This window comes from Epibacterium ulvae (assembly GCF_900102795.1).
Classification (GTDB): domain Bacteria; phylum Pseudomonadota; class Alphaproteobacteria; order Rhodobacterales; family Rhodobacteraceae; genus Epibacterium; species Epibacterium ulvae.
Genome location: NZ_FMWG01000001.1, coordinates 356,631 through 376,858 on the forward strand (window position 1 = coordinate 356,631; position 20,228 = coordinate 376,858).

Annotated in this window: 17 protein-coding genes; 7 read left to right on the forward strand and 10 right to left on the reverse strand. The window is 56.2% G+C overall.

Going from position 1 to position 20,228, the window contains the following annotated elements; all coding sequences use genetic code 11:
* Nucleotides 1-18 precede the first annotated feature (18 nt).
* From BLP79_RS01750 to BLP79_RS01760, 3 genes are all read right to left on the reverse strand, one after another.
* Nucleotides 19-3,432, reverse strand: coding sequence for a translocation/assembly module TamB domain-containing protein (locus BLP79_RS01750; RefSeq protein ID WP_090215248.1), 3,414 nt, complete (start codon nucleotides 3,430-3,432; stop codon nucleotides 19-21).
* Nucleotides 3,432-5,330: an autotransporter assembly complex protein TamA gene (locus BLP79_RS01755; RefSeq protein ID WP_090215252.1), complete on the reverse strand. Its 1,899-nt coding sequence runs from the start codon at nucleotides 5,328-5,330 to the stop codon at nucleotides 3,432-3,434. Before BLP79_RS01755 ends, BLP79_RS01750 begins: the two co-directional genes overlap by 1 nt.
* A 100-nt stretch (nucleotides 5,331-5,430) precedes the next feature.
* Entirely contained in the window at nucleotides 5,431-6,663 is a 1,233-nt protein-coding gene (locus BLP79_RS01760) for a urate hydroxylase PuuD (RefSeq protein ID WP_090215255.1), read from the reverse strand.
* Between the two features lie 111 nt (nucleotides 6,664-6,774).
* Here BLP79_RS01760 and BLP79_RS01765 point away from each other — a divergent pair, with 111 nt between their 5' ends.
* A complete protein-coding gene (locus BLP79_RS01765) occupies nucleotides 6,775-7,725 on the forward strand; it encodes a LysR family transcriptional regulator (protein WP_090215257.1) in 951 nt (316 codons plus the stop codon).
* Between the two features lie 70 nt (nucleotides 7,726-7,795).
* Here BLP79_RS01765 and uraH read toward each other — a convergent pair whose 3' ends face one another.
* Nucleotides 7,796-8,176: a hydroxyisourate hydrolase gene (gene uraH / locus BLP79_RS01770; RefSeq protein WP_090215260.1), complete on the reverse strand. Its 381-nt coding sequence runs from the start codon at nucleotides 8,174-8,176 to the stop codon at nucleotides 7,796-7,798.
* A gap of 174 nt (nucleotides 8,177-8,350) precedes the next feature.
* Here uraH and puuE point away from each other — a divergent pair, with 174 nt between their 5' ends.
* Together puuE and BLP79_RS01780 are read left to right on the forward strand one after the other, a co-directional pair.
* On the forward strand, nucleotides 8,351-9,769 hold the full coding sequence (gene puuE / locus BLP79_RS01775) for an allantoinase PuuE (protein WP_211477618.1): 1,419 nt from the start codon (nucleotides 8,351-8,353) through the stop codon (nucleotides 9,767-9,769).
* The gene (locus BLP79_RS01780) at nucleotides 9,766-10,257 is read left to right on the forward strand and encodes an ureidoglycolate lyase (protein ID WP_090215263.1); all 492 of its coding nucleotides are present in this window, start codon (nucleotides 9,766-9,768) and stop codon (nucleotides 10,255-10,257) included. The genes puuE and BLP79_RS01780 overlap by 4 nt, the downstream gene beginning before the upstream one ends.
* 112 nt (nucleotides 10,258-10,369) lie before the next feature.
* Here the strand turns inward: BLP79_RS01780 and BLP79_RS01785 are convergent, their stop codons facing one another.
* From BLP79_RS01785 to truA, 5 genes are all read right to left on the reverse strand, one after another.
* Nucleotides 10,370-11,353 (reverse strand): type I glyceraldehyde-3-phosphate dehydrogenase, encoded by a 984-nt coding sequence (locus tag BLP79_RS01785; RefSeq protein WP_090215702.1) that lies wholly within the window; start codon nucleotides 11,351-11,353, stop codon nucleotides 10,370-10,372.
* A gap of 115 nt (nucleotides 11,354-11,468) precedes the next feature.
* Nucleotides 11,469-12,296, reverse strand: a complete 828-nt coding sequence (locus BLP79_RS01790) for a bifunctional allantoicase/(S)-ureidoglycine aminohydrolase (RefSeq protein WP_090215267.1) — start codon at nucleotides 12,294-12,296, stop codon at nucleotides 11,469-11,471.
* A 109-nt stretch (nucleotides 12,297-12,405) separates the two neighbouring features.
* On the reverse strand, nucleotides 12,406-13,185 hold the full coding sequence (locus BLP79_RS01795; RefSeq protein ID WP_090215705.1) for an IclR family transcriptional regulator: 780 nt from the start codon (nucleotides 13,183-13,185) through the stop codon (nucleotides 12,406-12,408).
* A 176-nt stretch (nucleotides 13,186-13,361) separates the two neighbouring features.
* Nucleotides 13,362-14,489 (reverse strand): lytic murein transglycosylase, encoded by a 1,128-nt coding sequence (locus BLP79_RS01800; RefSeq protein ID WP_232716330.1) that lies wholly within the window; start codon nucleotides 14,487-14,489, stop codon nucleotides 13,362-13,364.
* A 107-nt stretch (nucleotides 14,490-14,596) separates the two neighbouring features.
* Entirely contained in the window at nucleotides 14,597-15,370 is a 774-nt protein-coding gene (gene truA / locus BLP79_RS01805; protein ID WP_090215273.1) for a tRNA pseudouridine(38-40) synthase TruA, read from the reverse strand.
* A 140-nt stretch (nucleotides 15,371-15,510) separates the two neighbouring features.
* Between truA and BLP79_RS01810 the strand changes: the two genes are divergently transcribed.
* Genes BLP79_RS01810 through BLP79_RS01820 form a run of 3 tightly spaced genes read left to right on the forward strand, consistent with a single transcriptional unit; the run spans nucleotide 15,511 to nucleotide 18,376 of the window.
* A complete protein-coding gene (locus tag BLP79_RS01810; RefSeq protein WP_090215708.1) occupies nucleotides 15,511-16,923 on the forward strand; it encodes a YcjX family GTP-binding protein in 1,413 nt (470 codons plus the stop codon).
* Nucleotides 16,920-17,384, forward strand: coding sequence for a GNAT family N-acetyltransferase (locus tag BLP79_RS01815; protein WP_232716329.1), 465 nt, complete (start codon nucleotides 16,920-16,922; stop codon nucleotides 17,382-17,384). Before BLP79_RS01810 ends, BLP79_RS01815 begins: the two co-directional genes overlap by 4 nt.
* On the forward strand, nucleotides 17,384-18,376 hold the full coding sequence (locus BLP79_RS01820) for a YcjF family protein (protein ID WP_090215275.1): 993 nt from the start codon (nucleotides 17,384-17,386) through the stop codon (nucleotides 18,374-18,376). Before BLP79_RS01815 ends, BLP79_RS01820 begins: the two co-directional genes overlap by 1 nt.
* A 4-nt stretch (nucleotides 18,377-18,380) precedes the next feature.
* Here the strand turns inward: BLP79_RS01820 and BLP79_RS01825 are convergent, their stop codons facing one another.
* Nucleotides 18,381-18,791, reverse strand: coding sequence for a group III truncated hemoglobin (locus tag BLP79_RS01825; protein ID WP_090215278.1), 411 nt, complete (start codon nucleotides 18,789-18,791; stop codon nucleotides 18,381-18,383).
* A gap of 131 nt (nucleotides 18,792-18,922) precedes the next feature.
* On the opposite strand from BLP79_RS01825, the gene BLP79_RS01830 reads away from it, so the two are divergent.
* Nucleotides 18,923-20,224 carry an SDR family oxidoreductase gene (locus tag BLP79_RS01830; RefSeq protein ID WP_090215280.1) on the forward strand — a complete coding sequence of 434 codons (1,302 nt, stop codon included), beginning with the start codon at nucleotides 18,923-18,925 and terminating at the stop codon, nucleotides 20,222-20,224.
* The last annotated feature ends 4 nt before the right edge of the window (nucleotides 20,225-20,228 follow it).

Sequence of the window (20,228 nt, forward strand, 5' to 3'; positions counted from 1 at the left end):
TAAAATCATGTGTTTGGGTCAATAATCGCGTTTAAAAAACAACCCGACACCGGTTTCTCCTGCACTGTCTGCAGTTCCGGTGACGGTTACACTGGGAGAAAGATCCAGATTGATCGACAGCTCGCTCTCGCCTCGTGTGTTCACATTCAGATCAGTATACACATTTTGCGAAATATATCCGCCTAACCCTAGTTCGCCAGCGCCTAGATTGTCCACACCAACATCAACGGTCTCTGCGCCGGTGCTGTCACGTAAAGAGTCTGACACACCATCGCTGCGTCCGCTAAGACGCGCCACGGATGCGGCAAGACGGGCAAGCGCAAGGGGAGAGATATCCTGAATATTGTCGCCAAACAGCAAGAGCGCAAGCGCTTCTTCGCTGGGGCGATTGGGTTCTGATGTGACCTCGATGGTGGGCGCATTTGCGGGCCCTTGTAGCATCAAACTCGCGCTGCCCTGTTCGGTGGTGGTGGAGGCGGTGAACGACAGATAGGGGATCAGGCTGCCCAGCAGCGTGATTTGCCCGTCATCCAAAGACAGGCGGCGTCCTAAAATATCAAAAGTGCCGCGCAACAATCCGATCTGGCCTGATGGCACCGGATCCGCGCTGGTACCGCGCAGGCGCAGCTCTCCGCCAAGTTCAGCACGAAGACCACGGCCGCGGGCGAAAATACGATTTGGGGCACGGATCAGCAGATCCAACGCAAGATTGGCAGAGCTTCCTGATGAAGTATTCAGCAAACCTGCGTGCTGGCGTGTCTGGCGGACCGCTCTTGGTTCATTTTGATGCTGGATCAACGGAATAGGTGCTGCACCAACCGCCCCACCGGCAGAGGCAAGGTTCAAGGTGGTCTCTTGCACGTCGATTGTGCCACTTAACTGGGGCGCTTGCACCAGTGCTCCAGTCAGGGACAGGTCACCAGACAGTTTAGTTTCGTAGATTAGATTGTCGCTGAGCACCACATCCGCAAGATCAATCGTGAGTGCTCCGTCAAAGGGGGGCTGGATTGCGATGGGACCACGAATGTTGATCTTGCCACCGGAGCGGGGTTGCGCCCTTGCCTGTATATCTGCCCCTGCACCATTCAGTGTGACGGTAGCAGCGATATTGCGCAGCTCTTGTCCTGCACTGGGTAGAACCAGCCGTGTGTCCGCAAGCTGAACAGTGCCACGCAATGCATCAAGGCTGGGTGGCCCAGAAAGTGAGAGATTAAACCGGCCTTGCCCGTCAAGCAGGTTGGGTTTCAGGAATGGGTTTACAACACTCATCTGTACAGCACCTTGCGCGGCAAGATCAGCGCGCGCAGTTGCTTCGTCCCAGCTGCCGCTGATTGCCGCAGTGAGCGCCGCCGGACCGGTGGCGTTGCTGTTGATTTGCCAGATCCCCTCTGATCGCGAGGCACGGCCTTCTGCGGTGACCACGCCTGCAAGTTCCGGGATGAGGCCCTGTAATTCACCCAGTCTGGAGGAGAATTGCACGTCAGCTGAGCCATCTTCTTGCATCTCACCAGATATGCGCGCTGTCGTCGATAAAGGGCCTTGCAGGTCTGCGTTGCCTGACACGGTCGTGCCCTTTTTCTGTATGTCAGCTGCCAGCGTGACTGGTCCACTTATGCCTGCAACAACCGTTGCAAGATCGTTCAATCTAGCGGTGAGTGAGAGCTGGCCATTTTGGCTGTCTAGCCTGCCAGAGGTGTCCGACTGAAACGCAGAAGACGACAACGACAGCTGTTCTAACACAAGACCATCAACATCCCGGCGCGCGCTAAGAGTCAAATTTGACGTTCCAACCAAAAGCGGATCAAGTTGCGCTTGTCCAAGTCGCAGATCTTGTGCGGTGAGCGTACTGACCACATCAAATCCCCCGGTGAGCGGGGTAAAGCTGCCCTGTGCTGTGCCAATGACAGAACCGCCCAGCGGGACACCTGCCAAAGCTTCAAACTGCGCCAGATCGTTCAAGTCCGTTTTAAGGTCAGCAATAACCTTCAGACCATCTTGCAGGCCCTCAAACTCCATTTCTCCAGACAGCTGATAGCCGTCGCCTTTCACCTGCAATTGTGTCGCACGGGCGTTTTCGGATGAAAGCTCTAGGCGTGTCTGGGCTACAATTTCAGGCCCCAATGCAACGCGCAGGTTTGGATCATTGGGTTGCACGCCCTTGGCGGTCAAATTGACGTCTGCGACTAGATCAAAAAGGGATTGCTCTAAGGTGCCGAGTGTCTTGAAAGAAAGATCAGCGATAGCAATCTGCGGATGGGCAAATTCACCTATGCGGGCCGCAATGTTCCAATCGCGCCCTTTGGGCTTTTGCGCCTGCAGTGACATCCCCTTTATCGAAATTTCTTCTCCGGGGATCGGCAGGATCACGCGGGATGTTGGATCGGCTGCGGTGATCGTGCTGCGCAGATTGGCCGTTTCAAGCGCGCCTGCACGCATCATCAACGATCCGGACAGTCGTAAAGCTCGGCTGGTGAGCGCCAAAGAATGCAACGCCAACCCATCATTTTCAAACGTCTCCCCTTTGACACGCAAGCGTAGGCCCGGTCCAAAAAACGGGTGAAACCGTTCCGGTAGCAAAGGGTCAATATTCCCGTTCAGATCGGCGCGAAAGACCAGGCCTGTGGTGCTTGTTGTCGGATCTGCACCTTCCAGACGAACCTGACCTGATAGGCGTTCTATGCCATCGGTCGCAAACCCAAGGTCAGCTGTGAAATCCCTTAACGGGCCTGAACCTTCTGCGTTAAGCTGCAAGGATGGGCCCCCCGGAAGCTCCAGCAGCCGTCCAATCAGCCCGCCTGCCTGCTCATCAAGGCTGAGATCAAGCGCAAGCTCTTCGGTTTCATTGTCAAACCCAACCTTCAGCGTCAGTTGGTCGCCCTGGCGATCAAGGCGCAGGCCCGACAGATCCATCGATAATGTCCCGTCCGCCAATTCAATCCGCCCATCCACACGTAGACGCGCCTGTTGGCCTAGTAGGCTTTCCCCCAATTCAATCTCTTCGGCACGAAGTTCATTCAACAGGATTGAAACAGGCAAATCCGGCAAACGAAACGGGGCGGTTTCGGGCGCGGGTAATTCTGGATCAACAGGCGCAGGTTCTGGCGCGCGTAAAACTGCAATCCGGCGGGCGCTCAGCTGGTTGATCGAGAGCGCGCCGCGCAACAGAGCGCTGCGGGTCCAATCCAAGGTCGCCTCTTCAATCTCCAGCCAGACACCCTTGTCATCCGCGATGGTCAGACGCTTTAATTCGGCCTTCGAGGAAAAGCCTCCACTCAGCCCTTCGACGCGAATTGCACGATTGTCGCCGGACAGCTGCTCTTCCAAAAAGTCGACAAGAAAGCCGCCGCTTTCCTCGGTCGAGATCCGCTGTTGTGCCCAAAGCGGGAGCGGGGCAAGCAATACGAAAAGCAGAAGGAGGCGGATAAGTTGCATTAGAAGGCCTGTCCGATACCGATGTAGAATTGTAGCCCATCTTCTGTGCCGCCATCTACAGGTAGGGCAAGATCCAGACGTAACGGGCCAATCCCTGCAAGGTCGTACCGCAGGCCCAGACCAACGCCCGATTGGCTCGCAGAGCCGGAGCCTATCAAGCTTGAACTGTCAACAAGACCAATATCATAAAACCCCACAAGTGAAATCCGTTCACCAACTTTGGCGCGCAGCTCGGTCGCTAGAGACAAAAAGCTGCGTCCCCCAGCCGTATCATCGCCTACCGGCACGCCAAGCGATTGGAATTCATGGCCACGCACACTGCCGGCCCCTCCGGAAAAAAAGCCCAGCGTTGGCGAAAGTTCAGAAAGGGACGGGCCAACCACTGACCCGATCTGTAATCGGCTGGCAAAAACAAAGCGCCCGTCGGTATCTAATCGTCGATAAATGCGCCCGTCGGCCTGCAGTTGCACCCCGGATGCACCATCATCAATACCAATAAACGGTTGTGCCTGCAGCGCTAGGAAATGACCTGATGTGGCGTTGACCACACTGTCGCGTTTGTCATGCTCTGCACGAACCCGCGCGAGAGCAAATTGAAAACGGCGTCTGCCAAAGGCATCATTTGCCAGCACATTGGCAAAACCGACTGAGGCTTCACCAATCAATTCGTCCGAGTAAATACGCCGAACGCCAACGGACAGCACACCCTGTGTGGCGCTATAATGTTCTTCATCCAGCCGTTCAAATTCTGCCAGATAAAACAAGTTGTCGTCAGGGCCAAAGGTGGCGGGGCGGTCAAGGCGCAGGCTTAAACGTCCATCCAGATCTGATGCCCCGCCGATCCCGCCGACGAGGGCTTCAATACGCAGTCTTTCCGCGCCGCCAAAAAGATTTCTGTGCATCCAGCTGGTGCTTAATTCAATTCCGTCAGACGAATTGAGTTCTGCCCCAAACGTGAGACGACGTTTTGGCAGATCTTCAACATCAGCGGTAATGTTAAGTGTTTGGGATGGGCCGATGGTTTCGGCTTCGCGCAACACAACAGCGGAAAAGGCCCCACTGCGACGCAGGCGTTCAGCAGATGCCGCAAGGTCTGCGGGATGAAACTGCGACCCGGATGGCAGGCCTGCAATACGTTTGATCGCATCCGGGCGAACATCGCTTTTGCCTGCAATCCGCAGCTCTCCAAAGGTTAGCAGCGGTCCGGGTTGCAGCTGGATATCAGCGTTTAGTGTCGCCGCGCGGTGCTGCGCGGTGATGCGCTGGTTGCTGACTGCAGCTTTTGCGTGGCCAGCCTCGCGCCAGACTGTAACCCCGGCTGCTGCGGCATCGCGTAAAATGCCGGTGGTCGCAGGGGCACCAGTGCGAAACCCTTCTGGTATCTCGTCTGCGCCTGCCTCTGGCAACGGTGCAAGTCTTGCCTGACCAAGCGTAAATTGAGCACCAGATTTAATCTGCACATCAATGTTTGAGAAACGTTCTGGCAGCGTAAGCGGATTAATCGTTGCCGCTTCACGCCCGTTGAGGCGTATTGTGACACTTGGGCCGAAATATCCGGCGTCATAAAGGACTTGGACAAAACTGCGATAATCTGCGAGGGCTGCTGCCAGAATATCTTGCGCCCCCGGCGAAGGCCGTCGCCGCGTTGTGTTTAAGGCTGAGGCCTGCAGCAAGCGGCCCCGTAAATCCTCTGATATTTCCGGCGTTTCGAATTCCCAGTTCAGCAGCGCGGCGGGTTGTTCTTGTTTTTCATCTGTTTGGCTCTGTGCCGCACCTGATGTAGCTGCAGACAGCGCAAGCCCAATCCCGACAGCAATGCACCATGTACAAAACAGGACCTTTTGTTTGATGTGACAAGAGCTGCCCCGAAATCCTGATCTGGGTAAAACACGTATCATGGGGGCAACAGATCTCCGGTCGTCGCATGTATGGCCGGACCACTGTTGTGAATGCGCAGGGGAATTGCAATGCGGGTCAGATCACAATTCAACTGTGCCGCTAGAGTTTTTCCAATCCCTGCAGATCTGCATTGCGATACCAGCTTCGGATAACGGCCCGCGCGTCTGGTTCCATATAGGTAATATTGGCAGGCGGCATTGCCGTTGTGACTCCTGACTGCAGGTAGATTGCGCGCCCGTTGCGCGCAATATCCTCAGGTGTTTCCAACAAAATTCCCTTGGGCGCGCGCCGAATACCATCAAACAGTGGCTCACGCGCATGACACATGCTGCAATTGCCCGCAATCGTTTTCTGAACCGCGTCAAATCCGGGGGATTGTGCAAGCGCAAGGGCTGCGCCGCTTAGGGGTGGATCATCGCCTTCGGTTTCCCGCCCGGCCGCAGACAGCATGATGATTGCGAGGAAGAGCGCAATCGTTACGCCCCATGTCCAACGCGGCGCACCTGCTTTTGCATGCATCGTGTTGAAATAGTGGCGAATGCTGACACCCATCAAAAAGACAAGGGCGGCAATCAGCCAATTATAGTGACTGGCAAAGGCCAACGGGTAGTGGTTGGACAGCATCAGAAAGATGACTGGTAGCGTCAGATAGTTATTATGTGTCGAACGCAGTTTTGCGATTTTGCCGTATTTCGGATCGGGCTTGCGTCCTGCTTTCAAGTCGGCCACCACGATTTTCTGATTGGGAATGATAATAAAAAAGACATTGCCGCTCATGAGCGTGGCGGTGAAAGCACCCAGATGCAGCATCATGGCGCGGCCAGTGAACACGTGGCTAAGACCGTAACCCATTGCCACCAATATTAAAAACAATAGGCACATAAGCAGGGTAGGACGCTGGGCCAGCCGGGACTGACACAGTGTATTATAGACCAGCCAGCCGCCTGCGAGGACAGCGGCCGATAATAACGCCCCTTCGTAGACATCCAGATCGACTTTGGATTGATCGATCAGATAAAGCTCCCCTTGTGCCCAATATAAAATGCTCAAAAGCGCAAAGCCCGATAGCCATGTTGCGTAGCTCTCCCATTTGAACCAGGTCAAATGTTCTGGCATGCGCTCTGGGGCGACCAGATATTTCTGGATGTGATAAAATCCACCACCATGAACCTGCCATTCTTCACCGTCGGCGGGGCCAGGAATCTCGCGGTTGAGGCCAAGGTCCAGTGCAATAAAATAGAAAGAGGAGCCAATCCAGGCAATGGCTGTGATCACATGCAACCACCGCGCGGCAAGGTTCAGCCATTCCCACCAAAGGGTTAGATCCCACATTACAAATGTCTCCTATTGGTGGACTTGCATTCCATTCCGGCCACTCTAGGCAAAGCGTGGATTGTTCGGTATTCCCATTCAAAAATCAACAGTATCAAAAAAACTAGAAAAATGTCTTATCTCGACACCATTCGCACCTTTGTGCGTGTTTACGAGCTTGGCTCGATGTCTGCTGCAGGGCGCGATTTGCGGATCTCGCCAGCGGTCACATCAGCGCGTATTTCGCAGTTAGAGGACCATCTGGGCACGCGCCTGTTCCAACGCACCACGCGTAATCTGTCTGCGACAGAACAGGGGCGCGCGTTTTATCCCGGCGCTTTGGCGGTTCTGGAAGCTGTAGAAGCGGCAGAGGCGCAGGTGATGGATCTGACTGAGACGCCGCGCGGAGATCTCTTTGTGGCGGCGCCGCTTGGGGTGGGGCGGCGGCTGATTGCGCCGGCGGTGGCAAGTTTCCTGTCAAAATATCCTGAAATGTCCGTGCGTTTGCGCCTGTCGGACCGTGCGGTTGACTTGACAGGCGAAGGTCTGGATCTCGCGTTTATTCTGGAACAGCCCGCCGATAGCACGCTGAAGATGCGCAAGATCGCAGAATGTCAGCGCGTTTTATGTGCGGCGCCCTCTTATATTGAACGGATGGGCCTGCCGCAAACGGGCGAGGACCTGCTGCAGCAGGGGCACAATTGCCTGAACCTGCGATTTCCGGGCGCGCGTGAATTTCAGTGGCTGCTACAGACACAGGAGGGGGCGGAAAGATTTGCCGTCAAAGGGCGCCATGAATGTGATGATGGCGCGGTGCTGACGGATTGGGCTTTGGCTGGCGAAGGGATTGCGCTAAAGCCAGTCTTTGAAGTTGCTGAGGATCTGGCTGCGGGGCGTTTGGTGCCTGTTGGTTGTGACACGCCGCCTGTGCCGGTACAGATGGCATGTCTTTATGCGCACCGTCGACACCAAGACCCCAAGGCGCGTTTGTTTATGGATTATGTTGCGCAAAGGATGCGGGAGAGCGTCAGCGCATCAGAAACATTGGCACAAGAGGTCTTAAAGGGGGGCTCCCGCGCCTGAATAAGCCGCGCTTTTGCGCGACAGATTACAGCCTTGGGCCGGGCCCGTGCACTGCACGGGCGGTTGTGTTTTAGCTGCCCCGGTAGGTGGAATAGCCAAACGGCGACAGCAAAAGAGGTACGTGATAATGTGCGGTGCCGTCTGCAAGGCCAAACCGAATAGGGATCTGATCCAGAAACAGGAGATCTTCGCTGGTTTGACCGGTGGCCCGTAAATAGTCTCCCGTAAAGAAGATCAGCTCATAAGTGCCGGTCTTGAAATGTGCAGCGTCCAGAATCGGGGTATCGGTGCGCCCGTCCTTATTGGTCACTGTCTGAGCAATCTTTTTGTGTGAATTGCCGGACACGCGATAAAGTGAAATCGGGATCCCTTCTGCTGGGCACCCACGCGCGGTGTCTAAGACATGCGTGGTGAGATATCCGCTGGAGGGGGGACTGGCATTTGCGCTCATAGGCTGGGTCCTTCGGGGTTGGGGCGATGAGGTTTAAGGCAGAGGATGCCTTTTGCGGGCACCCGCCACAAACTTTAATTCAACTGAGGAGTTTTTTGGAAAACTTGAAACCGCAGAGATCCAATTTCTGCGATACAAAGGGATATTGATCCGACGAGAGATGAGATTTCGACAGTGGCAGAGAGATACCCGCGTGATTTGAGTGGCTACGGCCCAAACCCCCCTGATGCAAAATGGCCGGGTGGCGCCAAGATTTCTGTACAATTTGTGCTGAATTTTGAAGAGGGGGGGGAAAACTGCCTGCTTCATGGTGACGCCGCCTCAGAGGCGTTTTTATCAGATATTCCGGGGGCCGCGCCATGGGAAGGGCAGCGCCACTGGAACATGGAATCGATCTATGACTATGGCGCGCGTGCAGGGTTCTGGCGGTTGCATCGCATGTTCACCAAAGCCGACGTACCGCTGACCATCTACGGTGTCGCCAGTGCGCTGGCCCGCGCGCCTGAACAGGTTGCTGCGATGCAGGACGCGGGGTGGGAGATTGCCTCACACGGTTTGAAGTGGGTCGAACATAAAGATATGGAAGAAGACGAAGAGCGTGCCGCGATTGCTGAGGCCATTCGTCTTCATACCGAAGTGGTCGGCACAGCCCCGCGCGGATGGTACACAGGGCGTTGTAGCATGAACACGCTGCGTCTGGTGGCTGAAACCGGCAGGTTTGATTACATTTCCGATGCCTATGATGACGATCTACCGCATTGGGTCAATGTTGCGGGGCGCGATCAATTGGTCATTCCCTATACGCTGGAAGCCAATGATATGCGCTTTGCCGCCACACCCGGATATGTGACGGGCGGGCAGTTTTTTGATTATCTGAAAGATGCGTTTGATCTTTTGTACTCAGAAGGCGAGGCGGGCGCGCCCAAATTGCTTTCGATAGGGCTGCATTGTCGCTTAATGGGGCGCCCCGGAAAAGCCGCAGGGTTGCAGCGGTTTTTAGACTATATTCAGGGGTTTGAAGGTGTTTGGTGCGCACGGCGTATCGATATTGCAGAACATTGGGCACAGGCGCATCCGCCCGTGCATTACAGGCGCCCGAGCGAGATGAGCCGGTCAGAATTTACAACCAACTATGGCGGGGTTTTTGAACATTCTCCCTGGGTCGCTGAGCGCGCATTTGAACTGGAGCTGGGGCCTGCTCATGATCGCGCGATTGGTTTGCACAATGCGCTGTGCAGGAGCTTTCGCAGCGCAAGTGATGCAGAGCGGTTAGGTGTCTTGAGAGCACATCCTGATCTTGCGGGCAAACTTGCAGCGGCAAAACAGCTTACCGCAGAAAGTACGCAGGAGCAGGCTTCTGCCGGATTGGATGCGCTGACGGATGCGGAACGCGAGGCGTTTACAAGGCTTAACGCGACCTACACAGAACGATTTGGCTTTCCCTTTATCATTGCAGTGAAAGACTATGATAAACTGGGTATTTTAGATGCGTTTCAGGAGCGTTTGCAGCGATCTTCTGAGGATGAATTTGGTGAAGCGTGCCGACAGGTCGAACGGATCGCCTTGTATCGCCTGAAGGATCTGTTGCCGTGAGAGAGGTATTTGTAGAGCCATTGACAGCAGAGGCTTTTGCACCCTTTGGGGATATATTAGAGGCAAAAGGCGCGGCTGATGTGATGATCAACCAAGGGCGCTGTGGGCGGTTTCACAATCAGGCGCAGTTGAGTTTTGTCGACGGAGCCGCAGGGATTAGCCTGTTTCAGTCGGAGACCTGTGCATTGCCTTTTGCATTGGAACTGGTTGAGCGGCACCCTTTGGGATCACAAGCGTTCATTCCGATGAGTTTTGATCCGTTTTTGGTGATTGTAGCCGAAGATCACGAAGGGGTGCCCGGATGCCCCCGGATTTTCGAAACTCAGGCGGGGCAGGGCATCAATCTGTTGCGCGGTGTGTGGCATGGGGTTTTGACGCCTTTGTACGCGCCGGGCTTGTTTGCCGTGATTGATCGCATAGGCGAAGGTAACAATCTGGAAGAGTATTGGTTTGAACACCCTTATCAGGTGACCCGGCGGAGCAGGTAAGACATGGAGGGGGGCTTCCGCCCGTCGCAAGACGGCCCAAGGCCGCCCCTGCTCCCGTTGGGCCGGGCGCCGCGCTAAAGCGCGGCGCGGTTGCGTTCTATTTCAGAGTTGGTCAGTTTGCCATACGGCGGGCAATATCGATCATACGGGCGGAAAACCCCCATTCGTTGTCATACCAGCCAAAGAGTCGCAGCTGCCGGTTGTCGATCATGCGCAATTCTGGCCCTGCGAGAACAAGCGATTCCGGGCGGCTGCGCAAATCAGATGATACAAGAGGGTGGTCCGTCCAGCCCAGCACGGGGCTTTTGGCAATAGCCTCTTTTAAACGCGTGGGCAAAGTGGCGCTATCTTGAGATTCGTGCAGCTGTGCGACCAGATCAATTGCTGACACGCTTGCAGTTGGCACCCGCACAGCAGCGCCGCTGATACGTCCTTTCAGATGCGGTACCACCTCTTCCACCAGATGCGAGGCTGAGGTGGTGGTGGGCACCATAGAGAGTGCCCCGGCGCGAGAGCGGGCAAAATCTCCCCGTGGCGCATCCACCATGGGCTGGGAATTGGTGTAGCAGTGGATTGTGGTCATATGTGCACGCTCAATCGGCGCCAGGCGGTCGAGCAATGCAATCAAAGGTGCCGTGCCATTTGTGGTGCAAGAGGCGTTGGACACAATACGAGCATCCCCCAAGAGCGCATCATTGGCCCCTAATACGCAGGTGAGCTCTGCGGCTGGAGAGGGGCCCGAAATCAGAACCTTGCGCGCACCTGCGGTCAGCCCACGTTGGGCGACATCGGAACTGCGCGCCACGCCAGTACATTCCAGCACAACATCAACCCCTGAGAGATCAAGCTGCGTGAGGTCTGCCTGATGATGCATCTGAATGCGTTTTCCCATCACATGAAGATGCCCGTCATGGCCTGTAACCTCATGCGGGAAAGGGCCAAAGGTGCTGTCATATTGAAACAGATAACTGCAGATATCCAAAGCTGCGATGTCATTGATCGCCACAACATCTATCCCGGCGCCGCGCTCTGTTGTCAGAATTTGACGCAAGATGGCCCGTCCAATGCGACCAAAGCCGTTGATAGCGATTTTCATGTCACGCTCCCACAAACAGATTGATCTATCTGATGATAGAATGCTGCCATCAATGCGCCTGTCATCCAAACCTTTCAAGCAGGGAATTGTATCAACGCATTCTTATCTCAAAGGCCTATCGCGTCGGGCCCAGTGGCATATGCCGGTTCACGTCTTTGTACAGAAGATATCTAAATCGTCCCGGACCGCCCGCATAACAGGCTTGCGGGCAAAAAGCACGCAGCCACATGAAATCGCCGGCCTCAACCTCAACCCAGTCCTGATTGAGGCGGTAAACGGCTTTGCCTTCCAAAACATAAAGACCATGCTCCATGACATGGGTTTCTGCAAAGGGGATGACACCACCGGGTTCAAAAGTAACAACGGTCACATGCATATCATGCGCGAGATCGTCTGGGTCCATAAAACGGGTTGTTGCCCAGCGGCCTTCTGTATCTGGCATTGGGGTTGGTGGGATGTCCTGTTCATTGGTGACAAAGGCGGCAGGTTTGTCGACCCCCTTAGCGGGATGCCACTGTTTGCGGATCCAATGAAAGCTGCAAGGGGTGTCGCTTGCGTTGTGTAGCCTCCAGTTGCTGCCTGCAGGAATATAGGCAAACCCACCTGTTTTGAGCTGATATTGCGCCGCATCAATTGTCAGATCCAACGTTCCATCGGTCACAAACAGCGCGCCCTGCGCGTCTGGATCACTTTCAGGATGGTTGCTGCCACCGCTGGGCTGTAGTTCAACAATGTACTGGGAAAACGTTTCGGCAAACCCGCTCATGGGGCGCGCAAGAACCCACATGCGCATGCCGCGCCACCCCGGCAGAAACGAGGTGACAATGTCACGCATAGTGCCGCGGGGAATGACCGCATACGCCTCGGTAAAAACAGCGCGATCTGTCAGCAGCTGATCCTGACCGGGGAGACCGCCTTTGGGGGTGAAATAAGGTGTACGCATCTAGGGCTCCTGACTGTCGGCAAGAGTGTTATGGCCTGATACGCTTGCTGGGCCAAGATCGCCTTGGCTGAAACATCTTCTAACTTTCCTTGAAGATCAGAAACCCGGGTTAGGACAGTGCTGCACATATCGATGTGTGTCGAATTTCGGCAGCGCAGGCCTGTAGGTGGGCCAGTACAACTTCATCAAGCGTGCTTTTGCCAAGGCCACGGGGAAAGCTCGTTCCGACCACCAAAGGCGTTTGCCCTGCAATCGAAACAGGCACTGCATAGCTTGCAATTCCCTGCTCTTCTTCACCATCCACAAAAACAAACCCACGCAGCCGCGCTTCGTTTATTTTTTCTAATAAGATCAGTGGATCAACGATTGAGGAATGCGTTGGTTTTGTGCGTTCGCGTGTTTCCAATGCACTTGCAACATCTTCTTGGGTGCGCAGTGCAAGGAGCATACGGCCAAAGCTGCTGTGCCAAAGCGAGGTCTGTGTGCCCAACGTACCGATATGATCGCCTGCATGACGGCTGGGGCGAGAGTGGGCCAGTGTCAGCGGCGCGTCTCCATCAAGGATAACAAGCGAAATCTCAGACGTCATGGAGTGTGCGTACCGGTCCAGAATGGGCTGAATCTGGCTGTTAAATTGATATGTGGACAGGAAATTCCCGGCCAGACCAAGCACACGTGGCGACAGGCGCAGTTTGCGGTTCACTTGCCGAAGGTACCCAGCCGCGACAAGCGTCAAAGCGCCTCGGCGTGCAGTTGCCCGGTCTTGGCCCGTGCGGCGTGCAAGTTCTGCCAAGGTCAGGGACGAGGTCTCGGCATCAAAGGCTTCTAAAATGGCGAGACCTTTGATGAAACTTGAGGATATAGAGCGTTGCGAAGAGGTTTTGGACATATATGCCGACCGGAAAGAACGCCGTAACCACAACAGGAAGGTTCTCCGGCGGGGAATGTGGGTTTGAAATTCAAAAGCGAACGCAAATTATGCGCAACTTATGGTTAACAAACATCACAAAAGTATTGAGAAAGGGTAAAGGCCCACTGCAACAGCGGGCCTGTTCTTTGTCGTTTTTATCGGAGACGACGCAGCAGAGCTTGGGAGGGTGTCCCGCTTTCGGGCAATCCTTGTTGTTTTTCGAACGCGCTGATGGCCGCCCGCGTTTTAGGGCCGACCACCCCGTCTGGGGTGCCCACGTCAAATCCACGCGCATTCAGCCGCTGCTGTAGTGTGATGCGATTGTCTTTGGTCAGACCATTTTCATCGGGTGGAAATTCGCCACGCAATGGTCCCGCACCCGCGATGCGATCTGCGAGGTGACCGACACCAATTGCATAAGAATCTGAATTGTTATAGCGCTTTAGCGCGTTAAAGTTCTGTGTGACAACAAACACAGGTCCCCCGGGTTGCGGCTGCAGGCTGCGCCCTGTGACCGTTGCCTGCCCTTGCTCTCCGCCCCATTTCAGGCCGCGTTTCCATCCATTGCGGGCAAGATACGCAGCGGTCGAGGCCAGTGCGTCAGTTGGATCCTCTGACCAGATGTCGCGCCGCCCGTCGCCGTTGTGGTCGACTGCAAACGCTTGGTAAGAGGTTGGAATGAATTGGGTGTGCCCCATTGCACCTGCCCAGCTGCCAGTCATATTGGCGGCTGTTACATCCCCGCGCTGCAGAATTTCTAAAGCAGCAATCAGTTGTTTTTCAAAAAACGTGCCGCGTCTGCCATCATAGGCAAGGGTCGAAGTCGCAGAAATCACGGGTACATCGCCGCGACGATCCCCGAAAAAGCTCTCTAATCCCCAAATTGCGGCAATAATTTCTGCATCTACACCATAGCGCGCTTCAAGGTCGCGCAACAAAGAATGATGACGGCTATAGGCTGCGCGCCCTTTTTGTAACCGCTCGTCCGAAACGGCAATTGATAGATAATCCTCAAGGCTGCGTTTGAATTCCGTCTGGTTGCGGTCACGTTTGATCACGCCCGGCAGATACCCAGCCCCACGAAACGCGGCGCGCAGAGTTTGAGAGGAAATGCCCCGGGCCTGTGCGCGGCTCTGAAATCCAGCCACCCAACGGTCATACCCGGCATTGGGCCTGGGGCGCAGATCCGCAGCTAATCCGGTACTGGCGCCCAAAGGCGCTGAGGCACACCCGGTAAGTGAGAGTGCAGAGAGACCTAGCGCAAACCCGCGTCGTGAAAGCATTGTGAAACCCATCCCATTGAAATTGTTACCTGCTCGTACAGGCAAGATGGCAAAATTTCAGACCTTGGCCAAGGTGGTGTACCGGGCTTTCAGCAAAGATATGCCGTTTACCTTACGCGAAATGGGTCTTCAGGGTAGCCAACCCGCGCTAAATAAAGCCCATGACCGGGGCAAACCGGGCCACAAGCAGACCGATCGCAGGCATCCAGCGCGTGTTTCACCTCCTCTGGTGCCCAAGCTCCCGCACCGACACGCTCTAGGGTGCCAACAAAGCTGCGCACCTGATTGTGCAGGAACGATCGCGCCCGGACATGGAAATGCACTTCAGGACCAGATAATCCCATTACCCGTTCCACCCGCAGTTCATCCAAGGTTTTCACCGGGCTCTGTGCCTGACAGATCGACGAGCGGAATGTGGTGAAATCATGTTGTCCCAGCAGAAAATCAGCACCCTGCTGCATCGCGTCGATATCCAGATCATTGTTCAGCTGCCAGACCTGCCCCGCATCATGCGTGGCTGGCGCGCGCCGGATGAGGATGCGAAACAGATACTGCCGCTCCACGGCTGAAAACCGCGCATGCCAGTCATCCTCTACACGCGCACAGGCGACAATTGCGACGGGCAGCGGTTTCAGGTGATAATTCAACGCTTCAGACAGGCGAAACGGATCCCATTCGCGGTCCATATCGCAATGCGCAACCTGTCCCAGCCCGTGGACACCGGTATCAGTGCGCCCCGCAGCAGCAATTGTGTGCTCCCCCGGTTGCAATTTAGAAAGTGCCATCTCAATTGCACCCTGAACCGAGGGCTGGTCCTTTTGGCGCTGCCACCCATTGAAGGGCGCGCCGTGATATTCAACTTTTAATGCAAAACGAGCCATGTCGCCGACCTATCCCGCGCGCTCTCTGCTGGCAAGATGTGATTACAATGCTCGAAAATACGCCTTTTCGGTGAAGACCTCTGGTCACTGATGTAAAGAGTTATTACATTGTGGTTGAAGCAGGCAAACAGGAGCAGCGCGTGGTCATTTCTTCGTTGGTGGACGGTGTGTCACGCGGTGCGGAAACCGTAACAGATAAAGTATCAGAAACTCTGTTTGACCCAACGATACGTTTGGGCGTCACGGGATTGTCGCGCGCGGGCAAGACCGTCTTCATCACTGCATTGGTGGCAGGCCTGATGAACCGCAACCGCATGGTGCAGTTAGAGGCCGAACGCGATGGGCGCATTCAGAGCGCGTTTTTGCAACCCCAACCCGATGATACGGTTCCACGCTTTGATTTTGAAACCCATCTGGCAGCGCTCACGGGGCCCAATCCGCACTGGCCCGAAAGCACGCGTGCCGTTTCGGAACTCAGGCTCAGCCTGTTGGTGCGGCCCTCTGGCTTTTTGTCTGGCCTGAAAGGCCCGCGTCGGGTGCATCTGGATATCGTGGATTACCCCGGTGAATGGCTGCTGGATCTGGCGCTGCTGGATAAAACCTATGCGCAGTGGTCTTCTGATGCACTGGAGCGTATTCAACAACGCCCCCAAGCTGCTGAATTTCTCGCCGTGTCAGCGCAGTCTGATGGGGGGCTCCCACATGATGAGCCACGCGCGCAGGCGTTGGCAGCGACCTTTGCAAATTATCTGCAAACGGCGCGCAGGGATGGCTATTCTGATTGTACGCCAGGACGGTTTCTATTGCCGGGGGATCTGGCGGGGTCTCCTGTGCTGACCTTTGCGCCTCTGGCTGCTGGGAAAGCACCGCGTGGCAGTCTGGCACGCGAGATGGAGCGACGGTTTGAGGCCTATAAAACCCGTGTGGTAAAGCCGTTCTTTCGCGATCACTTTGCCCGCATTGACCGTCAGGTGGTCTTGGTGGATGCGTTAACAGCCATTCACAACGGGCCACCCGCTGTGGAAGACATGCGCCGCGGGCTGAGCGATATTCTGGCGGCCTTCCGTCCCGGACGAAATGCCTTTCTCACCCGGCTTTTGCGCGGCAAACGGGTTGAAAAGATCTTGTTTGCGGCCACTAAAGCGGATCACTTGCACCATCATCAACACCGGCAAATGGCCGATATAATTCAAGCGCTTACAAACGAAGCACAGTCGCGGGCGCAGTTCAGTGGCGCTGAAACTGCCGCGCTCTCGATTGCCGCGTTGCGCGCCACAACGGAAGAGATGCGCACTCATAATGGAGCAGATCTTCCCTGCGTGCGCGGCACCTTGCTGGACTCTGGCCGTCAGGCGGCCTTTTATCCCGGTGCACTGCCCCAAGATCCACAGCATTTACTGGCTCCAGCGCGTCAAGGAGCGCAGACTTGGCTTGATGGAGAATTCCAGGCGATGAACTTTGCACCGGCCGCTTTGACGCTTTTGCCGGGAGAGGGACCACCCCATGTGCGTCTGGATCGTGCGATTGAATTCCTGATCGGAGATCGCTTGTGAAGGCGCAGGTGATACTCCGTGCGGCTGCGCCTCTGGATGCAGGCCGACTTGGCGAAATTTTGTACCGGTTTCAACAGGATACACCTTGGATGCCAAAGCTTTACGCCGAGGTCGAAGCGATTTCCTTTTGCGGCACAATGATTGATCGCGGTTGGGTAACTGTCGCCATAGTAGATGGTGTCATCGCAGGGTTTCTGGCCCGTGATCACGATGAGGTTTGCGCCCTGTATCTGGCTGTTGAATGTCGGGGGCAGGGGATTGGCGCACGCCTGTTGGTGGCAGCACAGGAGGCCAGTCCCGCGGGCTTGCGTCTTGCGGCCTTTGTGGCCAATCACGGTGCGCGGCAATTCTATGTGCGCCACGGGTTTTGCGAGCTGACCACAGGCGATGGCTCGGGCAATGAAGAAGGTTTGCCAGACATCAAAATGCAATGGCAACCGCAGCAACAAGAGGTCGCGTAATGGCTGATAAACCTGTCCTTTTTGAGCTGGAGCAAGATGCAGCAGAGGCGGCGCCTGATGTTGCAAATGCCCCGCCGGTGCCGGATCTTGATGACCATCCGCGCCTTGCAACTCCACCGCTGGTTCGCTTTGTGAGCCGCCCAAGATCGCGCCTTGTAACGCTGTTTTGGACGGTGCTGGTGGCGCTGGTCGGTGCGGTTGTGTCGATTGCCGCGTGGGATTTTGCGATGGCCATGCTTGCGCGCTTTCCACCTTTAGGCTGGGCGCTGTCTGCGGGATTTGCCGTCTTGATCCTCAGCGCTTTTGTCTTGTCCCTGCGCGAGTTGACAGCGTTGCGGCGCTTGCGGCGGGTGGACGATCTGCGGTCGCGTTTAACCTCTGCCGAGGATGATCTGTCAGCCGCGCGCGGCGCGGTGGCCGATCTGAAAGCCCTGTATTCGTCGCGCGCAGATATGGCCTGGGGGCTTGCGCGTCTTAAGGAACGTGAAAGCGAAGTCTTTGATGCAGATGCACTTTTTCAGCTGGCCGAAGAGGATTTAATGGCGCCTCTTGATGCGCTGGCATTGGCAGAGGTGCAGGCTGCGGCGCGGCAGGTTGCTTTGGTGACAGCACTTGTGCCTTTGGCGCTTGCGGATGTGATTACGGCGCTTGTGGCTTCTTTGCGGATGATCCGGCGCATTGCTGAAATTTACGGCGGGCGTTCGGGTTTCCTCAGCTCGTGGCGGCTGACGCGTATGGTGCTGGCGCATCTGGCAGCCACCGGAGCGGTCGCTGTGGGGGATGACCTATTAGAGCATGTGCTGGGTGGATCTGTTTTGTCCAAACTGTCGCGTCGATTTGGCGAAGGGCTGGTGAATGGAGCATTGTCCGCGCGGGTTGGTCTGGCGGCTATGGAAATCTGCCGCCCGATGCCGTTTTCACCCCGTCACAAACCTTCAACCCGCAAAGTGATCCAAGCCGCTCTTGCAAGCCTGATTTCTAAGGGGGAATAACGGCTTAAAGCAGTTTTGGTGGCTCATCTTTGTGCTGGCGCATCGAGGTAATACCGGTGCGAAACCCTTCGCCAATCCGATCCGCCAAAGCCCCCCATTGGCGGGCCGTGTGTTCTGGCAATTCCTGCTGCAGGACGTCGTGAAATAGGCCGAGCCAAATCGGAAAATGATCCGCTTTGACATCGGGGCGTGAGACATGCACGCGCATCGGATTGCCGCTATAACACCGCTCCCGCAGGATCGCATTGCGCCAAAAGGCGGCGATTTTTTCTTCGTGCTCGGGCCAGTCTTTCACATGGTTGGCAAAGACCGGACCCAGCACCGCATCCTTGCGAACAGCGCCGTAAAACACGGCCACAACACGATCAATTTGCGCGGCTGAGATTTCAAATCGGGCCAAATTTGCATCGCTCATAGTGGGGGTGCCTTCCGTGCAGCCTCTGTGCACCCCCTGTACACCGGTTTGATGCCGGGGGAAATGCGGCGATTTGCACCTAGACCGATAAACGTTAGGTGGTATGCATAGAAAAAACGGGATTAAAACGTGTGACCGGGCAGAAGAAAATATTGGTGTTGGGCGCCTATGGGTTCATTGGGGTTGAGGTCTGCCGACGATTGCGGCGCGATCACGATGTGCGGGGGCTGGGTCGAAACCCAGAACAGGCAACGCGCGTGTTGCCGGGCGTGCCGTTTCGTGTCGCCGATCTGAATGATCTGGTGACGCCTGCCGACTGGGTACCGGTGGTGCAGGACATCGACGTGGTGGTGAACTGTGCCGGTGCCTTGCAGGAGGGTGGGGCGACGGATCTGACCAAGCTGCATGCCACCGCAATTGCGGCATTGGCTGAGGCCTGCGCGACGATGGGCTTGCGGCTGATCCAGATTTCAGCGGCTGGCGCGCGAAAGGAAGCCGCAACCGAGTTCATGCGCAGCAAGGCGGTGGGTGATCACGCGATTTTGGACCATCTGCCAGAGGCGCATATCCTGCGGCCCGGGCTGGTGCTGGGGCACTCCAGTTTTGGCGGCACCCGTCTTTTGCGGATGTTGGCAGCGGTGCCTGTGGTTCAGCCTGTTGCGCTGGGCGACTCCCCCATTCAAAGCGTTTCTATGGATGATCTGACAGGCGCAGTATCGGCGGCGATTACAGACCAACTGGCACCCGGGATCTATGATCTGGTCGAGGCAGACGCGCAGTCCTTACGCGATGTTCTGTTGGCAACGCGGGCGCAACTGGGGTTCGCAGCCCCCAGGCGCGTGATCCAATTGCCCAACTGGGCGCTGTCCGTGACTCGGCGGGGGGCCGATGGGTTGGGGCGGCTGGGCTGGCGGTCTCCATTGCGCTCCACCGCGATTGCGGTTTTGGCAGATGGCGTGCGCGGGGATCCAGCCCCTTATCGGCAGGCGATGGGCAAAGACCTACAATCGCTTGCGCAGATCCTGCAGGATTTTCCGATGCGCCGAGAGCATCGGTTGGACGCGCGAATGGCGCTTTTCCTGCCGGTGGCGGTTGCGCTGCTGAGCCTGTTCTGGCTGATCTCTGGTGTCGTGGGGCTCTGGCAACTCAACACTGCGGCGGAGGTCTTGGTGCTGGTGGGCTGGCCTGCGGCGTTGGCAAAGATCAGCGTTGTGTTCTGGAGCCTTGTGGATCTGGCTTTGGCCGGTTTGATCCTGTGGCGCCCTTGGGCCGGGCGGGCCTGTTTGGCCATGGCGGGGGTGGCGCTGTTTTACCTGCTGGCGGCAACGGTTACCGCGCCGGGTCTGTGGGCGGATCCACTGGGCCCATTGGCTAAGATTTTGCCGGTTCTGTTGGCCTCGGTCGCCACCTATTGGACGCTTGAGGAGCGGTAAAGGG